General features: G+C 55.7%; 15 protein-coding genes. 13 read left to right on the top strand and 2 right to left on the bottom strand.

The annotated features are described in order from the left end of the window. Nucleotides 1-582 (top strand): cytochrome b/b6 domain-containing protein, encoded by a 582-nt coding sequence (locus M5D89_RS07985; RefSeq protein ID WP_248885295.1) that lies wholly within the window; start codon nt 1-3, stop codon nt 580-582. A gap of 15 nt (nt 583-597) precedes the next feature. On the opposite strand, the gene M5D89_RS14230 is transcribed toward M5D89_RS07985, so the two are convergent. Continuing rightward, nucleotides 598-720: a hypothetical protein gene (locus M5D89_RS14230; RefSeq protein ID WP_283102973.1), complete on the bottom strand. Its 123-nt coding sequence runs from the start codon at nt 718-720 to the stop codon at nt 598-600. Between the two features lie 917 nt (nt 721-1,637). Between M5D89_RS14230 and M5D89_RS07980 the strand changes: the two genes are divergently transcribed. The 9 genes from M5D89_RS07980 to M5D89_RS07940 all read left to right on the top strand — a co-directional run bounded on the left by M5D89_RS07980 (nt 1,638) and on the right by M5D89_RS07940 (nt 9,317). Beyond that, nucleotides 1,638-2,825 carry a hypothetical protein gene (locus M5D89_RS07980; protein WP_248885294.1) on the top strand — a complete coding sequence of 396 codons (1,188 nt, stop codon included), beginning with the start codon at nt 1,638-1,640 and terminating at the stop codon, nt 2,823-2,825. A gap of 971 nt (nt 2,826-3,796) precedes the next feature. After that, complete coding sequence (locus M5D89_RS07975; protein WP_248885293.1) at nt 3,797-4,336, top strand: DedA family protein; 540 nt, start codon at nt 3,797-3,799, stop codon at nt 4,334-4,336. A gap of 83 nt (nt 4,337-4,419) precedes the next feature. Further along, the gene (locus tag M5D89_RS07970) at nt 4,420-4,752 is read left to right on the top strand and encodes a hypothetical protein (RefSeq protein WP_248885292.1); all 333 of its coding nucleotides are present in this window, start codon (nt 4,420-4,422) and stop codon (nt 4,750-4,752) included. Between the two features lie 327 nt (nt 4,753-5,079). After that, a complete protein-coding gene (locus M5D89_RS07965; protein ID WP_248885291.1) occupies nt 5,080-5,295 on the top strand; it encodes a hypothetical protein in 216 nt (71 codons plus the stop codon). Nucleotides 5,296-5,577: 282 nt separating this feature from the next. Further along, on the top strand, nt 5,578-5,829 hold the full coding sequence (locus tag M5D89_RS07960; RefSeq protein WP_248885290.1) for a hypothetical protein: 252 nt from the start codon (nt 5,578-5,580) through the stop codon (nt 5,827-5,829). Nucleotides 5,830-6,241: 412 nt separating this feature from the next. Then, complete coding sequence (locus tag M5D89_RS07955; protein ID WP_248885289.1) at nt 6,242-6,418, top strand: hypothetical protein; 177 nt, start codon at nt 6,242-6,244, stop codon at nt 6,416-6,418. A 484-nt stretch (nt 6,419-6,902) separates the two neighbouring features. Then, entirely contained in the window at nt 6,903-7,157 is a 255-nt protein-coding gene (locus M5D89_RS07950) for a hypothetical protein (RefSeq protein ID WP_248885288.1), read from the top strand. Between the two features lie 130 nt (nt 7,158-7,287). Beyond that, on the top strand, nt 7,288-8,082 hold the full coding sequence (locus M5D89_RS07945; RefSeq protein ID WP_248885287.1) for a COG4705 family protein: 795 nt from the start codon (nt 7,288-7,290) through the stop codon (nt 8,080-8,082). Nucleotides 8,083-8,273: 191 nt separating this feature from the next. Beyond that, the gene (locus M5D89_RS07940) at nt 8,274-9,317 is read left to right on the top strand and encodes a DMT family transporter (RefSeq protein WP_248886452.1); all 1,044 of its coding nucleotides are present in this window, start codon (nt 8,274-8,276) and stop codon (nt 9,315-9,317) included. Nucleotides 9,318-9,852: 535 nt separating this feature from the next. Here the strand turns inward: M5D89_RS07940 and M5D89_RS07935 are convergent. Beyond that, nucleotides 9,853-11,154 (bottom strand): ISNCY family transposase, encoded by a 1,302-nt coding sequence (locus M5D89_RS07935; protein ID WP_346347697.1) that lies wholly within the window; start codon nt 11,152-11,154, stop codon nt 9,853-9,855. A 170-nt stretch (nt 11,155-11,324) separates the two neighbouring features. Here M5D89_RS07935 and gltB point away from each other — a divergent pair, with 170 nt between their 5' ends. Genes gltB through hemE form a run of 3 tightly spaced genes read left to right on the top strand, consistent with a single transcriptional unit; the run spans nt 11,325 to nt 18,249 of the window. Continuing rightward, nucleotides 11,325-15,743, top strand: coding sequence for a glutamate synthase large subunit (gene gltB, locus M5D89_RS07930; protein WP_248885286.1), 4,419 nt, complete (start codon nt 11,325-11,327; stop codon nt 15,741-15,743). Between the two features lie 29 nt (nt 15,744-15,772). Then, the gene (locus tag M5D89_RS07925; protein WP_283102972.1) at nt 15,773-17,170 is read left to right on the top strand and encodes an FAD-dependent oxidoreductase; all 1,398 of its coding nucleotides are present in this window, start codon (nt 15,773-15,775) and stop codon (nt 17,168-17,170) included. Beyond that, complete coding sequence (gene hemE / locus M5D89_RS07920; protein ID WP_248885285.1) at nt 17,167-18,249, top strand: uroporphyrinogen decarboxylase; 1,083 nt, start codon at nt 17,167-17,169, stop codon at nt 18,247-18,249. The genes M5D89_RS07925 and hemE overlap by 4 nt, the downstream gene beginning before the upstream one ends. The last annotated feature ends 3 nt before the right edge of the window (nt 18,250-18,252 follow it).

Here is an 18,252-nt window from a genome sequence, read left to right as displayed (position 1 = left end):
ATGTCGATTCCTCCATGGCCCAAGGTTATCCGCGCCCTGCATTTGGCGCTGGCGGTCTTGGTGAGCTTCCAGCTTTTCAGTGAGTTACAGATGCATGCGCTCTGGAAAATAGTTGGTTTCTACCCTCACGCCATGTACTGGGCGCACATGATCTCCGGCATCTTGACCCTGGGCGTGATCCTGGTGTTCTGGGCGGAGATCTATCGGCATGGCGAATTGCGGCGTCACCTCTTTCCCTACCGAGGCATCTGGTGGCAGCGGGTTCTTACCGACCTGGAAGGCCTCTTCCAGCGCACCGAATTGCCCCCGGCAGGGATGCGTGGTGGCCTACCCGGCCTAGTGCATGGCTGGGGGATTCTGATCATCAGCATTATGGCCCTGAGCGGCTTATTTATGTTCTACCTGATTATCTCCGCTGGCGGCGTCAAGCCCGCGCCAGAATATTACGCCCTGCCCAAGACCATCCACTCCCTCGTCGCCAATCTCCTCTGGGCCTACTGGTCGGGGCATCTGTTCATGGCTGGAGTGCACGCCCTGCAAGATCGAAAAATCCTGCGGATCTTTGTGTTGCGTAACGACTGAGGACACTCAAAAACTCTAATTCACCAAACAGCGCGGACAGCGGGCAAAGAACTTGAAAATATCCACGAGAATGACGCCTAGGAGCACCAACAAGCAGATAAACATCAGCAGGGCGAGGCCGAACGGATACATGGTCATTTCCTCGCCCCCGGTGTCACATTGCAAACGCTTGCCACGTGGTGCCCCTGAGCAGGATCCGCGCATTGAGTCGTAGCCCGCGGCCTGGATTCTTGCAGAGGAAGAGCGAGAGCTCCTAACGCGGGAGGCGCTGACAGACGTGGATGCGGGGCAGGTCTCAGATCATCAGGACGTATTGGCTTGGGCGGAGAGCCTGAGAACCGGAAAACCGCAACCTCTCCCACGCTGATGCATCTGAAATGGATCCATAAGGCGCTCCGTGATTCGTAGCGTCTGCATGCGTTTTTGGCCAAGGTGAACGCCGCACGAGTGACTCAGGAGAGTTGGCCCAGGCCCCTTTTGTTCTCCTCAGTACGCCACGGATTGGCCTGCAACTGACGCAATTCGCGCACCGAGAGGTTCGACGGTTCTTGGTCGGGCAATGCGAGATATGGTATGAGCTGGGCTATGGCACACGCGGGCGAATCGGGACGGCCGAGGCGTGTCCGGAAGCTCCTGTTTTTGGCACGTTATCCGTAAATCTCTGGGCAAACACTGCCCGCGCAGACCTCGTGGGCCGTGTCCGTCAAACGGTGATATTGCAGGCAGCTGATTGATTATCAGGCATTACAAGGTAAACCATGCCCTGCAAAGTCCGCCAGCTTAGCTCAGCATTTTGTCGTGATTTGACGACAGCTGGATAATATACCAATCCCATTGTTTTATAGACTATTTACAATTCTACGTCAAAATTAGATCTTAGAAATGTCGCTTTTATAATACAACATCGCGAAGAAAAGCTGGATTATCCACTTTTCCTAGGTCCAGTGCCGGATCAGTGCTAACGCGTTTGGTCACATGCTTGACAAATATCATTTTTTATCAAAATATTATAGCCTATTGTAGATATTCGGCACATATATTGCTATACTTCAGAAATGAATATTTTTCATCACATTTATCAAAGCACAATTGCCGCCGCGGTTCTGTTTTTTACAGCAACCTCATTGGCTCATGCCGATCCGACTATATCTCTGCACCAGCTAGAGCGGTTATCGAATAAGAACTATAGACTGAGAATTGATCGCAATAAGATTGAATTTAATCATCTGGAGTTAAAAAAGCTAAAGGATGAATCATCTGTCGAATTGCAAACTAGAGTTAAAGGCGGGATATATCAACACTTTTCTTATGATGGAATTAATAAACATTATATTACACGACCAGCATTGGGGATTAAATACTACCTTTTTGGCGGGAATAAATATCAGCGACACATTATTGATAAGGCTGAGCCGAAATATTATGAATCCATATCGTTTCTCGATGCTGCAAGGCGTCAGATCAGGTCTAGGCTAGAGATCCTGTATACGAAGTATTGGAAATACGGAACTGATTACTCTGAAGTGGGAAAGATAATCGCCTTATTAGAAAGACAATCGCAGCATATCAAAGATCCCTTACAAGCATTGATTACGAGGGTAAGAATGAGACAATATCTTTCAAAAATGCAAAAGAGGGAGATGCTCTCAAAAATTCGAGAGCTCTGTGACAAGCAGATTCCTTCATCTCATGCGATCTTACCAAAACCAAGATCTATAGCCCGACATCAGAGGAGATCAATTTTTTATCATCATCCAGGACTGGAGGGATTAATCAACTACTACCGGACGCAAAAGAAGCTGGGGTGGCTTCGCTTTGCTGATCTGAAGTTTAAGTTGTTCGCTAGACCCTCTTACTACCCATCGGCAGGCAAAACAAAGATGGCTGTTATTGGCGGGGTATACCTGACTATGCCACTGAATATTTTTGGTGCAGCAAAGAAACAAGGGGAGCAGCTTTCCATCGACCGGCAGAATATTCTGCTTCGATTAAGTTATTATAGAAATAAGCACCTACATCAGCAGCGGGTTAACAAAATCAAATACGCAATGCAAAAGAAAGAATATATCTACTGGAAAGGTGTGGCTAGTCGATCTGTTCAAATGCTGCGCCATGCTCTCTCTATGTCTATGCCCAGCGTGGGAGATATTAACAAAATTAAAAAGTTGGTGCGAACCTATAGGCAAGCAACCCTCAAATGGGTATCCGCAAGATCCTCCATGTCTACTTTCTCGACGTGGTGAATGTCATGAGGAACAAGAAACCCCATGTCTTCGGCGCGTTTTCACTTAGGAAGGCAAGCGTGCTTGTGGCAGCAATAGCCTGTGCCGGCTGCTTACTCTGTGGAGGTACCGCCTTTGGACATGTGATCATATCTTCCCCAGGCGCATGTCGCTATTTGAAACGGCATGCGCTGCCTGGGGCGATAGCCATGCGCTCTGCCGCCGCCCAGGCTGAAAAATGGTCGCACCGTAAGATCGCATTCTATGTTACAACGTCCAAAGCCATCTCACGGGTAGCGCACATTCCAAATGCGCCCTATCTCACGGCAATAGCTGGTAGAAGGGTACAGTGTGTTGCAGCTACTCCCAGGTGGTTTAAAGGCCTGGCCCAAAGCGAACAGTCTTGGTTATGGATGGTAGCTATTGCCACTCTGCATCAACCTCGGGTTTACCACATGATGCTGCACGCTGCTGAAAACCCGCCAAGCGGTCTTTTTTCTGGTATAGAGAAGTGGTACGGCAGTCGAGTATCTAGGCGCAGTGTTTTACGCTCGGAACGGCAAGCCACGGATTGGCTTCCACCCGGCAAAAAAGTAGTTGCACAACGAGCCATCACAATCTTGGCACACGACACAACATTCTCCGCCAACCACTGGCTACCTACCGTAAAGGAACAGTTATCTGCTGTACGTAGAAAAATATCGCGATGATATAGATTAGAAAGAAAGGTATATGAATTATGTATGATGTAACTTGCGCTACGACTTCTCAAAAGTTAGAAGTAGTCTCACGGATAGTGATTCCTCTACTTCACTGGATCATTGCCGTACTTATCATATTCCAAGATCTCCTTGGCGTCGCTATGTTGCAGATCTCTTGGCCACAACAACGCCCTAGATCCAGTATACTCGTTCATGGGCAAATCGGTGTACTGATTCTCCTATTGACGGTCATACTATTAACCTTACGATTGTACATCGGTCGCCGCTCTAATGATGAGCTTTGAAGCGCTTATTGTTAGGTACTTGCAGTCCGCAGTCAACCAGGCGTCTGGTCTGGAGGAGCAGTACGGTGTATGGATCGTTGTGTGTGCCTTATTTCTGGAAAGTTCCGGAGTGATATTCCTGCCAGGAGAAACACTATTGATAGGTGCTGGATTTATTTCAGGTTCCGGGCAAATCAATCCGATATTATTGCTATTACTATCTGTAGGTGGCACAACAGGTGGGTGGATGTTCGCTTATTATATCGGGGCAAATTATGGCATAAAAGCGATCAGACGCCATGGTAAGTGGATCGGAATTACAGAACAACGGTTAAACAAGGCACATATATTCCTAAAGAAGTATGGCTTATATGTCATTCTTTTTGGTCGATTTATTGTGCCATTGCGGCAATTGCAAGGTTATATATCAGGATCTGGAGAAACGACGTTCAGAGAATTCTATCTCTGGAATATACTTGGGGCAATTCTTTGGGTCATGATATGGGGCGGGTCAGGTTATTTGCTGGAGATAGTCCTAAATCGGTAGGTGGACCGTTTCACGGCTGAGGTGCAACGCCACCACCTACAAGACAAAATATACTCTTTTGTCCTGTGGAGAAACGAGCGCCTATGAGTTGCGCCCGTTTTTTTCATCACACCATCAAGGTACGCTTGATAGAAATTACCCTGGTGCTCATGGTGGTGGTGGTGGCCCACCAGCTGGACCCCCGGGCGGATGGCCTTGTGTCGGCCCCCCGGGCGGCGGTCCAAAGTGATGCCCGCCCGCTGGCTCTGGTGGTGGTCCGCCAGCTGGCCTTGGCTGAAACTGATGGCGTCTCGGCCTTGGTCGTCCGGGTGGAGGGCTTTGGGGTGGCCCCCCGGGCGGCGGTCCAAAGTGAGGCCCGCCTGCTGGCTCTGGTGGTGGTCCGCCAGCTGGCCCTGGCCGAAACCCAGGTCCCATAGGCCTAAGTCCTCCGGGTGGAGGGCCTTGGGGTGGCCCCCCAGGCGGCGGTCCAAAGTGAGGCTCACCTGCTGGCTCTGGTGGCGGCCCGCCAGCTGGCCCTGGCCGAAACTGAGGTCCCATAGGCCTAAGTCCTCCGGGTGGAGGGCTTTGGGGTGGTCTCCCGCGCGACGGTCCAAAGTGAGGCCCACCTGCTGGCTCTGGTGGCGGCCCGCCAGCTGGCCCTGGCCGAAACTGAGGTCCCATAGGCCTAAGTCCTCCGGGTGGTGGGCCTTGGGGTGGCCTCCCAGGCGGCGGTCCAAATCTTGGGCCGCTGGGTGGAGATCCGGGTGGCGGTTGTACACCTAGATAATGAAAATAACTGCCGGGTGGCGGTGGCGGTGGCGCGCCAGGTGGAGGAGCAGGCGGCGGTGGTGCGCCCGCTGGCATGGGCGGTGGCGGCGCTGAATAATATTGATAGTACGATTGTGGGTAGTAATACCACATCATGTACTGTGCATAGAGTGGCTGACTGTAATAGTTGGCATATGTTGATGGCAGGTTAAAGTACCCATATTTCTGCGGCATACCTGTATTGCCGTAGCCATAATATCCATATTCACCATAGGGCGTAACGGCACAACCCGTTAGGGCTAATATTCCAAAGGCAAGGAAAGCGATTTTGCTAGTGGAAATAGACATGGGAAACTCCTCCGTTTGTCCATGGCTCGCATTTATGAATATGCGTTGTTGTTAGGCAGTATTCAATGGCCAGATTGCGTTAGCAGACAATAAGGTGCCCTTTTGTCCTATCAAGCAACGAGCGCCCATGAATTGCGCTCGTTTTTTTGCATTACATCATCAAGGTACGCTTGATAGAAATTACTCTGGTGCTCATGGTGGTGGTGGCCCACCAGCTGGACCTCCGGGCGGAGGCCCTTGTGGCGGCCCCCCAGGCGGTGGTCCAAAGTGAGGTCCGCCAGGGGCTCCTTGTGGTGGTGGGGGGCCACCTGCAGGCCCTCTGGGTGGGGGTCCTGGTGGCAGAGGTTGTGGTGCTCCCGGTGGGGCAGGTGGCGGGGGTTGAACACCTAAATAATTGAAATAGCTGCTGGGTGGCGGTGGCGGTGGCGCGCTAGGTGGCGGCGCGGGTGGTGGTGGCGCGCCCGCTGGCAGAGGTGGTGGAGGGGCTGAATAATATTGATAGTACGATTGCGGGTAGTAGTACCACATCATATACTGCGCATAGAGTGGCTGACTGTAATAGTTGGCATACCCTGAAGGCACCTGAAAGTACCCATACTGCTGTGGCATGCCGGTATTGCCCAGATTGATCCCGAGATCTCCAAGAAGAACGCCGATGTCAAATGAAGAAGCGAATGTTGGCGTGGAGAGAGACAACGCACATATTCCAGCCAGGCCTATGACGATGCTATGTAAAATAGGTTTCTGCGGCATAGAATCTCCTGTTATTTCAAACCCTATAAACCAGATCTGGTCCTTGGACTATTGATTATGGCGCCGGAGGTGGAGGTGGTGGTGGGTTACCATAGCCATTGCTGTACTGACCAGGAGGCGGAGGCGGAGGCGGAGGATTACCGTAGCCATTATTGTATTGACCAGGACCTTGACCGGGCGGGGGTGGAGGTGGCCAATTGTATCTGTGATATCCATATCCGCCGTAAGGGGTAACGGCACAACCAGATAGAGCTAATATTCCAAAGGCGAGGAAAGTGATTTTTCTAGCGGAAACAGACATGGAAACTCCTCCGTTCGTCCATACTTCGCGATTATGAATATGCCTTGTTGTTAGGTAGCAATCAATGGCCGGGTTGCGTTTATATTTGTGAATATTTGTATATTCTAAACAGAACGGAAAAGGCGTTCAGCTGTGTGGTGGAAAACAGCGTGTAAATTGACCAACTGATAGCCTGTGGGTTTCATCAGGAGGAACATGGCCGTTTCGGTGACTCAGGTCCGAGTGAGCTTGCACTTGTGGTCCACGCTCACGGTGAACTTATAACCGTGGTAAGACTTCCAGTGTTTCTTCGCCCAGCTGGAATCGCTGCCATTTGCCGCCGCCTTGCTGACTTATCCGGGGGGCTGCTGAGGATCGTTGCTAATCAGGTCCTTTTATGTGTACGATAAACGGATTGCTATAGGAGGATGTTGCGCCATGCTGATTCTGGTTCGCCCGATTCACCGTCTCGCCAAGAAATACCAGATTGCACACCATCATATTCTTTTGGTGTTGCTGTTCATGATCCTGGTGATTAGTGGGGCAACACTTTTTTCCGTATTTGGTTTGAATTTCTCCAGCATGGCGCAAGTAGGTGCCGTATTCACATCTGGCGCTTCGTTGGCGGTATTCTTTTACATCCTCCTTGCCGCTGAAGAATGGCGAATCGAGAACGAGCAGAATCGGCCTTAAATCGCCTACACGGCGATTGACGTGCAGGGTCAGCGACCGAACCACTTTAAGATTTGACCGTTTCGTGCCTTATCTGTTATCCACAAGTCCGCTTGTGTATGGCAAACATCAATTTCGTTAAGGAACGTCAATGACTGCAACCGCACTTACCCACTCCAGTAGAACTCATCCATTGCTAAAAGTACCGAGAATCACAGCATATTTCTGGATGGCAAAACTCCTGACCACCGCCATGGGAGAAGCCACATCAGATTTTCTTGTTTTCCACACAAATCCATATCTGGCGGTGGTGGGTTGCGGCTTGCTATTCTTGGCGGCTATCTGGCTTCAGATGCGGAGTCAACAATACACCGCACATTATTACTGGTTCGCCGTCATCATGGTGAGCATCTTCGGCACCCAAATAGCGGACGTCACCCATGTCGTTCTGGGCGTTCCCTATGATATATCGACATCCGTTTTTCTGGTTGCCTTGATCGGGATTCTGGCCATCTGGAAAAGTAAAGAAAAAACACTTTCCATTCACAGTGTGCATACACCTCGGCGAGAGGCATTCTATTGGGCGACCATCGTAGCCACCTTTGCCCTGGGCACCGCCGCCGGTGACATGACAGCATCGAGCCTGGATTTAGGCTACCTCGGATCGGGTCTACTATTTGTCCTTTTGTTTGGTATTCCTGTCGTCGCATATTTCATGTTTGACCTTAATGAAATTGCGGCCTTCTGGATAGCCTATATCTTGACTAGGCCGCTAGGAGCTTCATTCGCGGATTGGACAGACAAGCCGATACGGTTTGGAGGCCTTGGCCTTGGCACGGGTCCAGTGAGCATATCGCTAGCGCTAGTCATTTTGATGCTGCTCAGCTTCCTGATGATTTCCGGAGTAGATGACCCCAACCAGGCCCAAAATATAGAGGCACGCTAGCACTCAAATAGTCGTCCCTTGGTCAAATTCTATGCCAGCACCCGCTTTGGGTGCTGAGTAAATTTGGTATTCGATAGGTGAGCTATCGCTGGTACCCTATAATCCCCCACTTCAGATGGCTCAGTTCGAGCACGTCGTGCGAACACCCACATTTGCGCTCAGTGAGCACGGAGAACTTGCCGGTGTCCAAGATGCATCTCGCTCAACCAGGTGTTGTGGCCGCTCTGTTGGCCGCATTACTCTTTGGCGCTGGTACGCCCTTGGCAAAATTGCTGCTCACTGATCTTGATCCCTTGCTGCTGGCCGGCCTCTTGTATCTGGGCTCTGGGCTTGGCCTGACCCTGGTGCGCCGTCTTCGCCACGCTAAGCCGGTGCGGTTGGCTCCGGGGGAGTGGCCTTGGCTGGCGGGCGCGATTCTATCCGGGGGCATCGTTGCACCCGTACTGTTGTTGCTAGGTTTGCGCCATATGCCGGCGACGGGGGCGTCGTTGCTCCTCAATGCCGAAGGGATGTTCACCGCCCTGCTGGCCTGGTTCGCCTTTCGCGAAAACTTTGACCGACGCATCGCCCTGGGAATGGCGGCCATCATGCTCGGTGCGGTGATTTTGAGCTGGCCGGGGGAACTACGCTTTTCTGGTGTCTGGCCGGCCCTCGCGGTGCTGGGCGCCTGCTTGGCCTGGGGGATGGACAACAACCTGACACGTAAGGTGTCACTGTCCGACGCCAGCTGGATAGCGGCAGGCAAGGGCCTGGTGTCTGGGGTGATCAATCTGGGTTTGGCCTTTGCCCTGGGGGTTGCTCATTGGCCCAGTCTGCCAGACGTATCGGCGGCCATGCTGGTCGGTTTTGCGGCTTATGGCGTCAGTCTTGCCCTCTTTATTGTTGCTTTGCGTCACTTGGGTACCGCGCGCACGGGTGCGTATTTTTCCGTGGCACCCTTCATTGGTGCGGTATTAGCCGTGGCCCTGGGCGAACCGATCACCTGGCCGCTGCTGGTGGCCGGTGCCCTCATGGCCTTGGGCGTCTGGCTGCATCTGACCGAGCAACATGCCCATGTGCACACGCACGAGCCACTCTCCCATGAGCACTGGCATGCGCATGACGACCATCATCAACACGAACATGACGTCCCGGTGGCCCCCGGCACTCGTCACCGTCATCCGCATAGCCATGCGCCCATCACTCACAGCCACGTTCATTTTCCCGATGTGCACCACCGCCATCGCCATTCGTGAGCGTCAGGAGATACTTCCGCAAGACCAACGCCGCATTATGTTCGGCATCGTGGGCGGAGTAGAGCAGGACAATTTTTAGGAGATCAGGACAAAATGTACTCTTTTGCCTCGTGGACCGCAGCTCGCCTCCAGCTAACCTACTGATTTCACTACCACCAGGCAAGCGCCAAAACCGGGTAAGATGAGAAATTACGGCGCAACCTTCTTTCCTGTGACTGCTGGATGTCCACCGCGCTGTCCGTTCCTTGGGGCAGCTTCGGCCTTGGCGGGGCTTTTGGATAGCCGCCCTTCCGCCCTAAGCTGCGCATCCATGCAGAGGTTCCGAGAACCCCTCGGACCCGAGCGGGAACGTGCAAATCAGCACCCAGCTGACGGAAGTGCACCACCCTCCTTCAATGACAACCTCTGACGTGATGATGTGGTGACGGTATACACCATCCCGTACGGATTTGCTCAGTTGGACGAGGCTGCCCTGTCAACCCAAAGCAGGAATGTCCCCTTTTGAGCAAGACAGGAATGTCCCCTTGGAGGGAGTTCAGGGGGTGGATGTGTGAGCGGGCTTAGACTGAGGGTATCGTCGCCAGGGATGGTCGGGCGCGGGTTTCCAGTGGCTCCGTTGGGCCTGCTCCTTCACAGCTTGCTCAATACGTAAGTGCAGGCTTTTCTCATCGTCCAAGGGGATGGGGGGCTCACCCTCGGCGAGGATCCGGTAGGTTAGGGGCTGTCCCTGATACAGCAAGGTAATGCTGCTGTCGAAGGCTTGGCAGACGGTTACACTGGCACCGCGTAGGCGGTAGCCACTGCTGTAATTCGTGAGTTGGTATTCGCGGTTCTGGAAGCGAAAACTCAGGTTTTTGGAGAGCTTGCGGGTGTGCTGCAGGCAGAAGATCAGGGACAATTCTTCTGGGTTGTGCAGTACGGGACGATGCGCATCCTGGGGATGTTGCGGGGAGACAGCAAAGCGCCGGTTGTAATCGGCCAGGAACTCCGGCAGGAAGGCGTTGGCAGCCTCCAGATCGGAGATGCCCTGCAGGCGTAGCTCCTTGACCAGGCGATCTTGTAGAGTCTGATTGGCCCGTTCGACCCGCCCCTTTGCTTGCGGGCTGTTGGCGTGGATGGCTTGGATATCCAAGGTCTGCAGGGCGCGAGTGAACTGGGTGGGTACTCCCTCCTGATCGGGGTGATTGACGCGAAAGATGCTGTGCTTGTCGGAGTACAGGGCTACCGGGCGACCATGCGCTTTCAGGTACGCTCGCAGCGTCTCCATATACGCTTGGGTAGTCTCGGCTGGTACGAAATGCAAAGCCATCAGGCGGCTAGTAGCATCGTCTATGAAGACGATGAGGGTACAGCGGGGGCCACGCTCCTCGAACCAGTCGTGGGGCGAGCCGTCGATCTGTACCAGTTCACCGAGATAAGGGCGTCGGGGCCGTCGTTGGTGGATACGGGCCGCCTTGCGCCGCTTCGCCACCCACAGACCTTCGGCCATCATCCACTGGCGCAACGTCTCCGTAGAGAGCTGATAGCCATGTCGTTCTTCCAATTTCTCCCGAGCCAGCGTTGGCCCAAAGTCTGCGTAGTGCGTCTGCACCAACTGGATGGCGGATTCACGGACCGAGTCCAAAATCCGGTTGTTGGGCCGCTTGCCGCGCTGCCGGGACACCAGCCCGGCGGCCCCTTCGGCCCGATACCGTGCGACAAGGCGTTTGACCTGGCGCACGCTCAGACTCAGCCGCTCGGCGACCTCCCGTTGCCGGAGCTGCTTACCCATCAGAGCCTGCAGCAACTCCAGTCGATCCATCTCTCGATAGCTCATCGTGTTGTACTCCTCGCCCATGCCGCCCCCACAACGCAAAAGGGGACATTCTAGAATTGGACAAAGGGGACATTACTGCTTGGGGCTAACAGTTGGACGAGGCTGCCCTTGGTTTCTCCCGCATCAGCAGCTTATAATAGGAGCCCTTTCGCCATTGGGCGGAGGGGTGGTTACCGGCCGATGGTGAGAACATGACAGACACTCTTTACTCCTCTGATTTTGAGCGCGATTCCTGTGGTTTTGGCCTGATTGCCCAGATGGACAACCAAGTCAGTCACGCTATCGTAGCGACAGCCATCGCTTCGCTGGCGCGCTTGACGCACCGCGGTGCTGTCGCCGCCGATGGCAAGAGTGGGGATGGCTGTGGTCTGCTGATCCAGATGCCGCAGGATTTTTTTCGCGCGGTGACAGCAGAGTTGGGTTTCACCTTGCCGGAGCGATTTGCCGTTGGGCAGTTCTTTTTGCCTCGTGATACAGATCGGGCGGACGGCATTCGCCAGATTGCCGCAGAGGAAGCCCACGCCTTGGGGCTTGAGCTGCTCGGCTGGCGCAAGGTGCCGACGGTGGCCGAGGCTTGCGGCGACGAGGCGCTAAAGACGCTACCCGCGGTGGAGCAACTATTTTTCACCAGTTTAGAAGCAATGGAAGACGCCTTCGAGCGTCTCTGCTATCGCCTGCGTCGACGCATCGAGAAACGCTGCAGCGCGGACGCCGATTTTTTTGCCGTTACCTGCTCCAGCCGGGTGATTGGCTACAAAGGTCTGGTCATGCCGGAACATCTGCCAGACTTCTATCCCGACCTGCGTGACCCCCGCTTCGCCTCCGCCCTCGTCAGCTACCACCAGCGTTTTTCCACCAACACCTGGCCGGAATGGCGCCTCTGCCAACCTTTCCGCATCCTCGCCCACAACGGCGAGCTCAATACCATTCAAGGTAACCGCAACTGGGCGCGCGCGCGCGCGCCCCTACTGCAATCCGATCTGCTGCCCATGGACGAGGTACTGCCTGCCGTGGGCGGGGGCAGCGACTCCTTCAGTCTCGACAATATGCTGGAACTGCTTGTGCAGGGCGGCATGGATTTTTTCAAGGCCCTGCGCCTGTTGATTCCTCCGGCCTGGCACAACGTGCCCAACATGGCGCCAGAGCTGCGCGCCTTTTATGAATACCACTCCATGCGCATGGAAGCCTGGGACGGCCCTGCTGGCCTGGTGCTCAACACGGGCGAGATGGCGGTCTGTGCCCTCGACCGCAATGGGCTGCGTCCGGCGCGCTATGTCATCACCCGCGATCGCATCATCAATATTGCGTCGGAAGTTGGCGTCTTTGACTACCAGCATCAAGAGATTACCGCCCAAGGTCGTGTCGGACCGGGGCAAATCCTGGCGGTAGATCTGCGTAATGGCCAATTGCTGGACAATACCAGTATTGATCTGCGCATTCAGAACAGTCTTCCGTATGGGGAGTGGCTGGCAGAATATGCAGAGCACCTCGACGTTGATGATGACGCGCCCGAAATCGCGCGCCCCATCGGCGACCTCATCGCCTGGGAAAAGGCCTTCGGGGTAAGCATGGAAGAAGAGGATCAGGTGATTCGAGTCCTCGCCGAGGGTGGGCAGGAGGCGGTGGGTTCCATGGGCGACGACACCCCCGTTGCGGTGCTCTCCACCCAGCCGAGGCATCTGGCGGATTATTTTCGCCAACAGTTTGCGCAAGTCACCAATCCGCCGATTGACCCCTTGCGCGAAGCCTTGGTCATGTCTCTCAATGCCATTCTTGGCACCGAAAGTAATCTCTTTGCCGAGCGCCCAGAATATGCGCGCCGCATCGAAGTACACTCCCCTGTGCTCTCCGATGCCGCTTTCCAAGCCTTGATATCTCGTTCGGAGCCGGAATTCCGCGCCCAGAGTTTTTCCCTCTGCTACGACAGCAGCCATGAACTGGAATCCGCCATCATCGCCCTGAGTGATGAAGTGGTCGCAGCAGTGCGCTCCGGCGTCGTCATCGTCGTGCTGGATGATAGTGGACTGCAACGCAATCAGGTATATATTCCCGCCCTGATGGCCGTCGGTGCCATCCACCATGCCCTCATCGATGCCGGACTGCGCACCCGCTGCAACATCCTGGTGGCGACCGCGCACGCCCGCGACCCACATCACTTTGCCACCTTGATCGGCTACGGTGCGACGGCAGTCTATCCCTACCTTGCCTACGCCATTGTGCGCAGTTTGGCCGAACGTCGTGCCTTCAGCCAACCGGTGAGCGTGGTCAAGGCGCTGGCGAATTATCGCAAGGGCATCGACAAAGGGCTCTATAAAATACTCTCGAAAATGGGGATCTCCACCCTCGCCTCGTATCGAAGCAGCCAACTCTTTGAGGCCCTCGGACTCTCTTCGCGGGTGGTGGAGCGTTGTTTCCGCGGTACCGTCAGCCGCATCGAAGGCGCTGATTTTTCTCATATCGAAGCGGACCTGCGACAGCTCGTTGCCGAGGCTTGGCGCCCGCATCGGCGCATGAGCGCCGGTGGGCAGCTCAAATACATACATGGTGGCGAATATCACGCCTACAATCCCGACGTTGTCGCCAGCCTGCAGGCGGCGACCCGCTCCGGTCGACAAGAGGACTATCGCAGCTTTGCCGAACTAGTAAATGGACGCCCAGTCACCAACCTCCGCGATCTTTTGCAGCTGCGCAGCGGCTCTGCGATTCCACTGCATGAAGTGGAGCCGGTGGAAAGCATCACGCCACGTTTCGATACCGCCGCCATGTCCCTCGGGGCCCTTTCGCCAGAGGCGCATGAGGCACTGGCTATCGCCATGAACACCATCGGTGGTCGCTCCAACTCTGGGGAGGGTGGCGAGGATCCAGTCCGCTATCGCAGCAGCAAGGTCAGCAAGATCAAACAAATTGCCTCTGGCCGCTTTGGCGTCACTCCTGAATATGCGGTCAATGCCGAAGAACTGCAGATCAAGATCGCCCAAGGCGCCAAACCCGGCGAGGGTGGGCAGCTGCCTGGCCACAAGGTCAGCGGCATCATTGCCCGCTTGCGCTACGCCAAGGAAGGCGTCGCCCTGATCAGTCCACCACCCCATCACGACATCTACTCGATCGAAGATCTGGCCCAGCTGATCTTTGATCTGAAGCAGGTCAATCCCCAGGCTCTGGTCTCCGTCAAGCTGGTCTCCGAGGCAGGCGTAGGTACCGTAGCGGCGGGCGTCGCCAAGGCCTATGCCGATCGTATCACCATTGCTGGCTATGACGGTGGTACCGGCGCCAGTCCACTAACCTCGGTAAAATATGCGGGATCGCCCTGGGAGCTAGGACTGGCGGAGACTCAGGTCACCCTGCGCAAGAACTTCCTTCGCCATCGCGTGCGGTTGCAGGCGGATGGGGGCTTCAAGACCGGTCTCGACGTGGTCAAGGGCGCGCTGCTCGGTGCTGAGAGCTTCGGTTTTGGCACCGCGCCGATGATCGTCCTGGGGTGCAAATATCTGCGCATCTGCCATCTGAACAACTGCGCTACTGGGGTAGCCACCCAGGATGAGACGTTGCGCAAGCATTTCAAGGGTCTGCCTGAATTGGTCATCAACTACTTCCGCTTTGTCGCGGAAGAGGTCCGGGAGATCATGGCCGAACTCGGTATTCGTCGCTTTGACGGCCTGGTAGGGCGCAGCGATCTCCTGGAAATCGGCAAGACACAAAACGAGAAGCACGCAGCACTGGATCTACGCCCGCTGCTCGGGAACGCATCCCTCCAGGATGCCGATCACAACACCCACCAGCAGGATCGTAACCCCCCCTTCGATCGAGGCGAACTGGCCGAACAGATCGTGGCAGACGCTCGCCCGGCGTTGGAGGAAAAGATTCCTACCCGCCTGCACTATCGTATCCAGAACACCCATCGCTCCATTGCCGCCCGGCTCGGCGGGGAGATTGCCAAACGTCATGGTAATGCCGGCCTACCCGACGATTGCCTGCACATCGAATTTCAGGGGACGGCAGGCCAATCCTTCGGCGCCTTCTCCGTGCAGGGCATGACGTTGCATCTGCATGGGGATGCCAATGACTACGTCGGCAAGGCGATGAACGGCGGACGCATCATCATTGCGCCCCCCGAGAATGCCGGCTACCGGGCCGCCGAGTCGGCAATCATCGGCAACACCTGTCTCTACGGTGCCACCGGCGGCGTTCTGCATGCTGCCGGGCGCGCCGGTGAACGCTTTGCGGTGCGCAACTCCGGCGCCACTGCGGTTATCGAGGGCGCCGGTGACCATGCCTGCGAATATATGACTGGTGGTCAGGTGATCATTCTCGGACGCGTGGGACTGAATTTCGGTGCCGGCATGACGGGAGGTCTGGCCTTCGTGCGCGACGCCGATGGCCATTTTCCCAATCGCATCAACGGAGAACTGGTCAACGCGCACCGCATCGATACGGAATCCATGCGCGGCTATGAGCTGCTTCTACGGCGCCACCTCAAGCGGCATGCGGAATGGACGGGTAGCTTGCTGGCACAGGATCTGCTGCACAACTGGTCGCGCTTTCTGGCTCAGGTCTGGCTGGTGGTCCCCAAGGCCGCGAAGCTTGATGTGCTGCTCGAAGAAGCGAGCTGAGCCCTGCCCCTGCACTGAGAGGAATCCTCATGAATAATTTTGCCTTTTTGGAAGATGGCCGGCAGGACCCGAAAAAGTTGCCCGTGGAAGAACGCCGCGAGATCTTTCGGGAGATCTATCAAAGCTTTGACCTGGACAGCGCACGCCTGCAGGCCGATCGCTGTTTACACTGTGGCAACCCCTATTGCGAGTGGAAATGCCCGGTGCACAACTACATCCCGAACTGGTTGCAGCTCATCGTTGAAAATCGCATCGAAGAGGCGGCGACGCTGTCCCATAGTACCAATACCCTTCCGGAAATCTGTGGCCGCATCTGCCCTCAGGATCGCCTCTGTGAAGGGGCCTGCACGCTGAACGACGACTACGGTGCTGTCACCATTGGCAACCTGGAAAAATTCATCACTGAGGAGGCCCTGGCGCGCGGCTGGAAACCAGAGCACAACACTGCTCAACGTCTGGGCAAGCGCGTTGCCGTGGTCGGAGCGGGGCCGGCTGGCTTGGGTTGTGCCGACGTACTCAATCGCAATGGCGTTGATGTCGTAGTGTTTGATCGCTATCCAGCAGTGGGCGGATTGCTCACTTTCGGCATCCCCCCCTTCAAACTGGAAAAGGAAGTCGTCGCGCGTCGCGCTGATCTACTGCAGGAAATGGGCATCGAATTTCGCCTGGGGCAAGAGGTTGGTCGGGACGTTCCTTTCGCCGATCTACTGCGCGATTTTGACGCAGTATTCTTGGGTATGGGCACCTATACGGCCAAGCGCGGACATTTCCCCGGTGAAGAGTTCCCAGGCGTCGTCAAAGCCTTGGACTACCTCAACGGCAACATCTCCCATTTGATGGCCTTACCCGATCCCATCCACCCCTACATCAATTTGGCCGGCAAGCGTGTCGTCGTGCTGGGTGGCGGTGACACCGCCATGGACTGCGTCCGCACCGCCATCCGCCAGGGTGCTACAGCAGTCAGCTGCGTCTATCGCCGTGATGAAGAGAACATGCCCGGCTCCCGGCGCGAAGTCAGCAATGCGCGCGAAGAAGGCGTCAAGTTCCTGTTTAATCGACAGCCGGTAGAGATTACCGGCAGCAGCGATAGCGGTCCCCAGGGCGTCAAGGTGTTACGCACCCAGCTTGGCGCGCCCGATGCCAAGGGACGGCGTCATCCCGAGGTCGTGCCTGGCTCCGAAGAAATCCTGGCAGCTGACGCCGTGGTCATCGCTTTTGGTTTCGATCCCTCCCCGGCTTCCTGGTTCGATGAATTTGGCATTGCCACCGACAAGATCGGACGCGTGACCACGAATGAGCAGCTACAAAGCAGTAACCCCAAAGTATTTGTAGGCGGGGATATGCATCGCGGCTCCGACCTGGTGGTGACAGCCGTCGACGAGGGACGTCGAGCAGCGGAAGGTATGCTCGACTACTTGTGCGCATGAACGCGCCCAAGTCTGAGCGTTTTCTGCGCGCCTGCCGCGGCGAAGAGGTCGACTGTACCCCCGTCTGGCTGATGCGACAGGCGGGACGCTATTTGCCAGAATACCGCGCCACCCGGGCACAGGTAAGCGGATTTCTGGAACTTTGCCAGACCCCGGAGCTGGCCTGCGAAGTTACCTTGCAGCCCCTGCGACGCTTTGATCTTGATGCCGCCATCCTGTTCTCCGACATCCTCACCGTACCCCACGCGATGGGGATGGAACTCGATTTTCTCGAGGGCGAAGGGCCGGTTTTCCGCCAACCATTACGCCGGAGCGAGGATCTTCGTCGCCTCGGACAGCCCGACCCTGAAGAGGATCTGCGCTATGTGATGGATGCAGTACGCCTCATCCGCCACGAGCTGGACGGCCGTGTACCCCTGATTGGCTTTGCTGGCAGCCCTTGGACCCTGGCTTGTTACATGATCGAGGGGCGTGGTAGCCGCGATTTTCTGCACGCCAAGAGCTGGCTCTACTCGGATCCCGAGAGTCTGGAAGAACTACTCAACCGTCTTGTGACCGCATTAACGGGCTATTTGCGCGCCCAGGCAGCAGCGGGAGCCCAGGCGTTGATGCTTTTTGATACCTGGGGTGGCACCTTGAGCACTCCGGCCTATCACCGTTTCTCTCTTGCTCCCATGCGGCGGGTTATTGCGGCGCTGCGCGAAAGCACGGAGACCGCAGAGCTGCCCATCATTCTCTTCAGTAAAGGGGGAGGAAACTGGTTGGAGGCCATGGCGAAGAGTGGTGCCAACGTCATCGGTCTGGATTGGAGCACCGAAATCGCACCCGCACGTAAGCGTCTAGGAAGGGATATTGCCGTGCAAGGGAATCTCGATCCCATCGCCCTCTACGGACAGCCCACCTTACTGCGCGCGGAAATCGATCGGATTCTCTGTGCCAATGCCGGTCGTCCCGGCCATATTTTCAATCTCGGCCACGGAATTACGCCCCAGACGCCCATCGCCAATGTCGAACTCCTGGTGGAAACCGTCCATGCGTGCAATGGCTGTAGCAACGACAGCGTCTACGAAGAATACTGACCC

Origin of the sequence: Acidithiobacillus acidisediminis, from assembly GCF_023277115.1 — a bacterium.
GTDB lineage: Bacteria > Pseudomonadota > Gammaproteobacteria > Acidithiobacillales > Acidithiobacillaceae > Igneacidithiobacillus > Igneacidithiobacillus acidisediminis.
This window is presented reverse-complemented; position numbering and strand designations above follow the sequence as displayed.

Coding starts and splice junctions, on each gene's coding strand:
- M5D89_RS07980 (WP_248885294.1), top strand. CDS start 1,638: ATGAATATTTTTCATCACATTTATCAAAGCACAATTGCCGCCGCGGTT.
- M5D89_RS07925 (WP_283102972.1), top strand. CDS start 15,773: ATGAATAATTTTGCCTTTTTGGAAGATGGCCGGCAGGACCCGAAAAAG.
- M5D89_RS07950 (WP_248885288.1), top strand. CDS start 6,903: ATGCTGATTCTGGTTCGCCCGATTCACCGTCTCGCCAAGAAATACCAG.
- M5D89_RS07940 (WP_248886452.1), top strand. CDS start 8,274: ATGCATCTCGCTCAACCAGGTGTTGTGGCCGCTCTGTTGGCCGCATTA.
- M5D89_RS07975 (WP_248885293.1), top strand. CDS start 3,797: ATGATGAGCTTTGAAGCGCTTATTGTTAGGTACTTGCAGTCCGCAGTC.
- hemE (WP_248885285.1), top strand. CDS start 17,167: ATGAACGCGCCCAAGTCTGAGCGTTTTCTGCGCGCCTGCCGCGGCGAA.
- M5D89_RS14230 (WP_283102973.1), bottom strand. CDS start 720: ATGACCATGTATCCGTTCGGCCTCGCCCTGCTGATGTTTATCTGCTTG.
- gltB (WP_248885286.1), top strand. CDS start 11,325: ATGACAGACACTCTTTACTCCTCTGATTTTGAGCGCGATTCCTGTGGT.
- M5D89_RS07935 (WP_346347697.1), bottom strand. CDS start 11,154: ATGGGCGAGGAGTACAACACGATGAGCTATCGAGAGATGGATCGACTG.
- M5D89_RS07955 (WP_248885289.1), top strand. CDS start 6,242: ATGGCGCCGGAGGTGGAGGTGGTGGTGGGTTACCATAGCCATTGCTGT.
- M5D89_RS07970 (WP_248885292.1), top strand. CDS start 4,420: ATGAGTTGCGCCCGTTTTTTTCATCACACCATCAAGGTACGCTTGATA.
- M5D89_RS07945 (WP_248885287.1), top strand. CDS start 7,288: ATGACTGCAACCGCACTTACCCACTCCAGTAGAACTCATCCATTGCTA.
- M5D89_RS07985 (WP_248885295.1), top strand. CDS start 1: ATGTCGATTCCTCCATGGCCCAAGGTTATCCGCGCCCTGCATTTGGCG.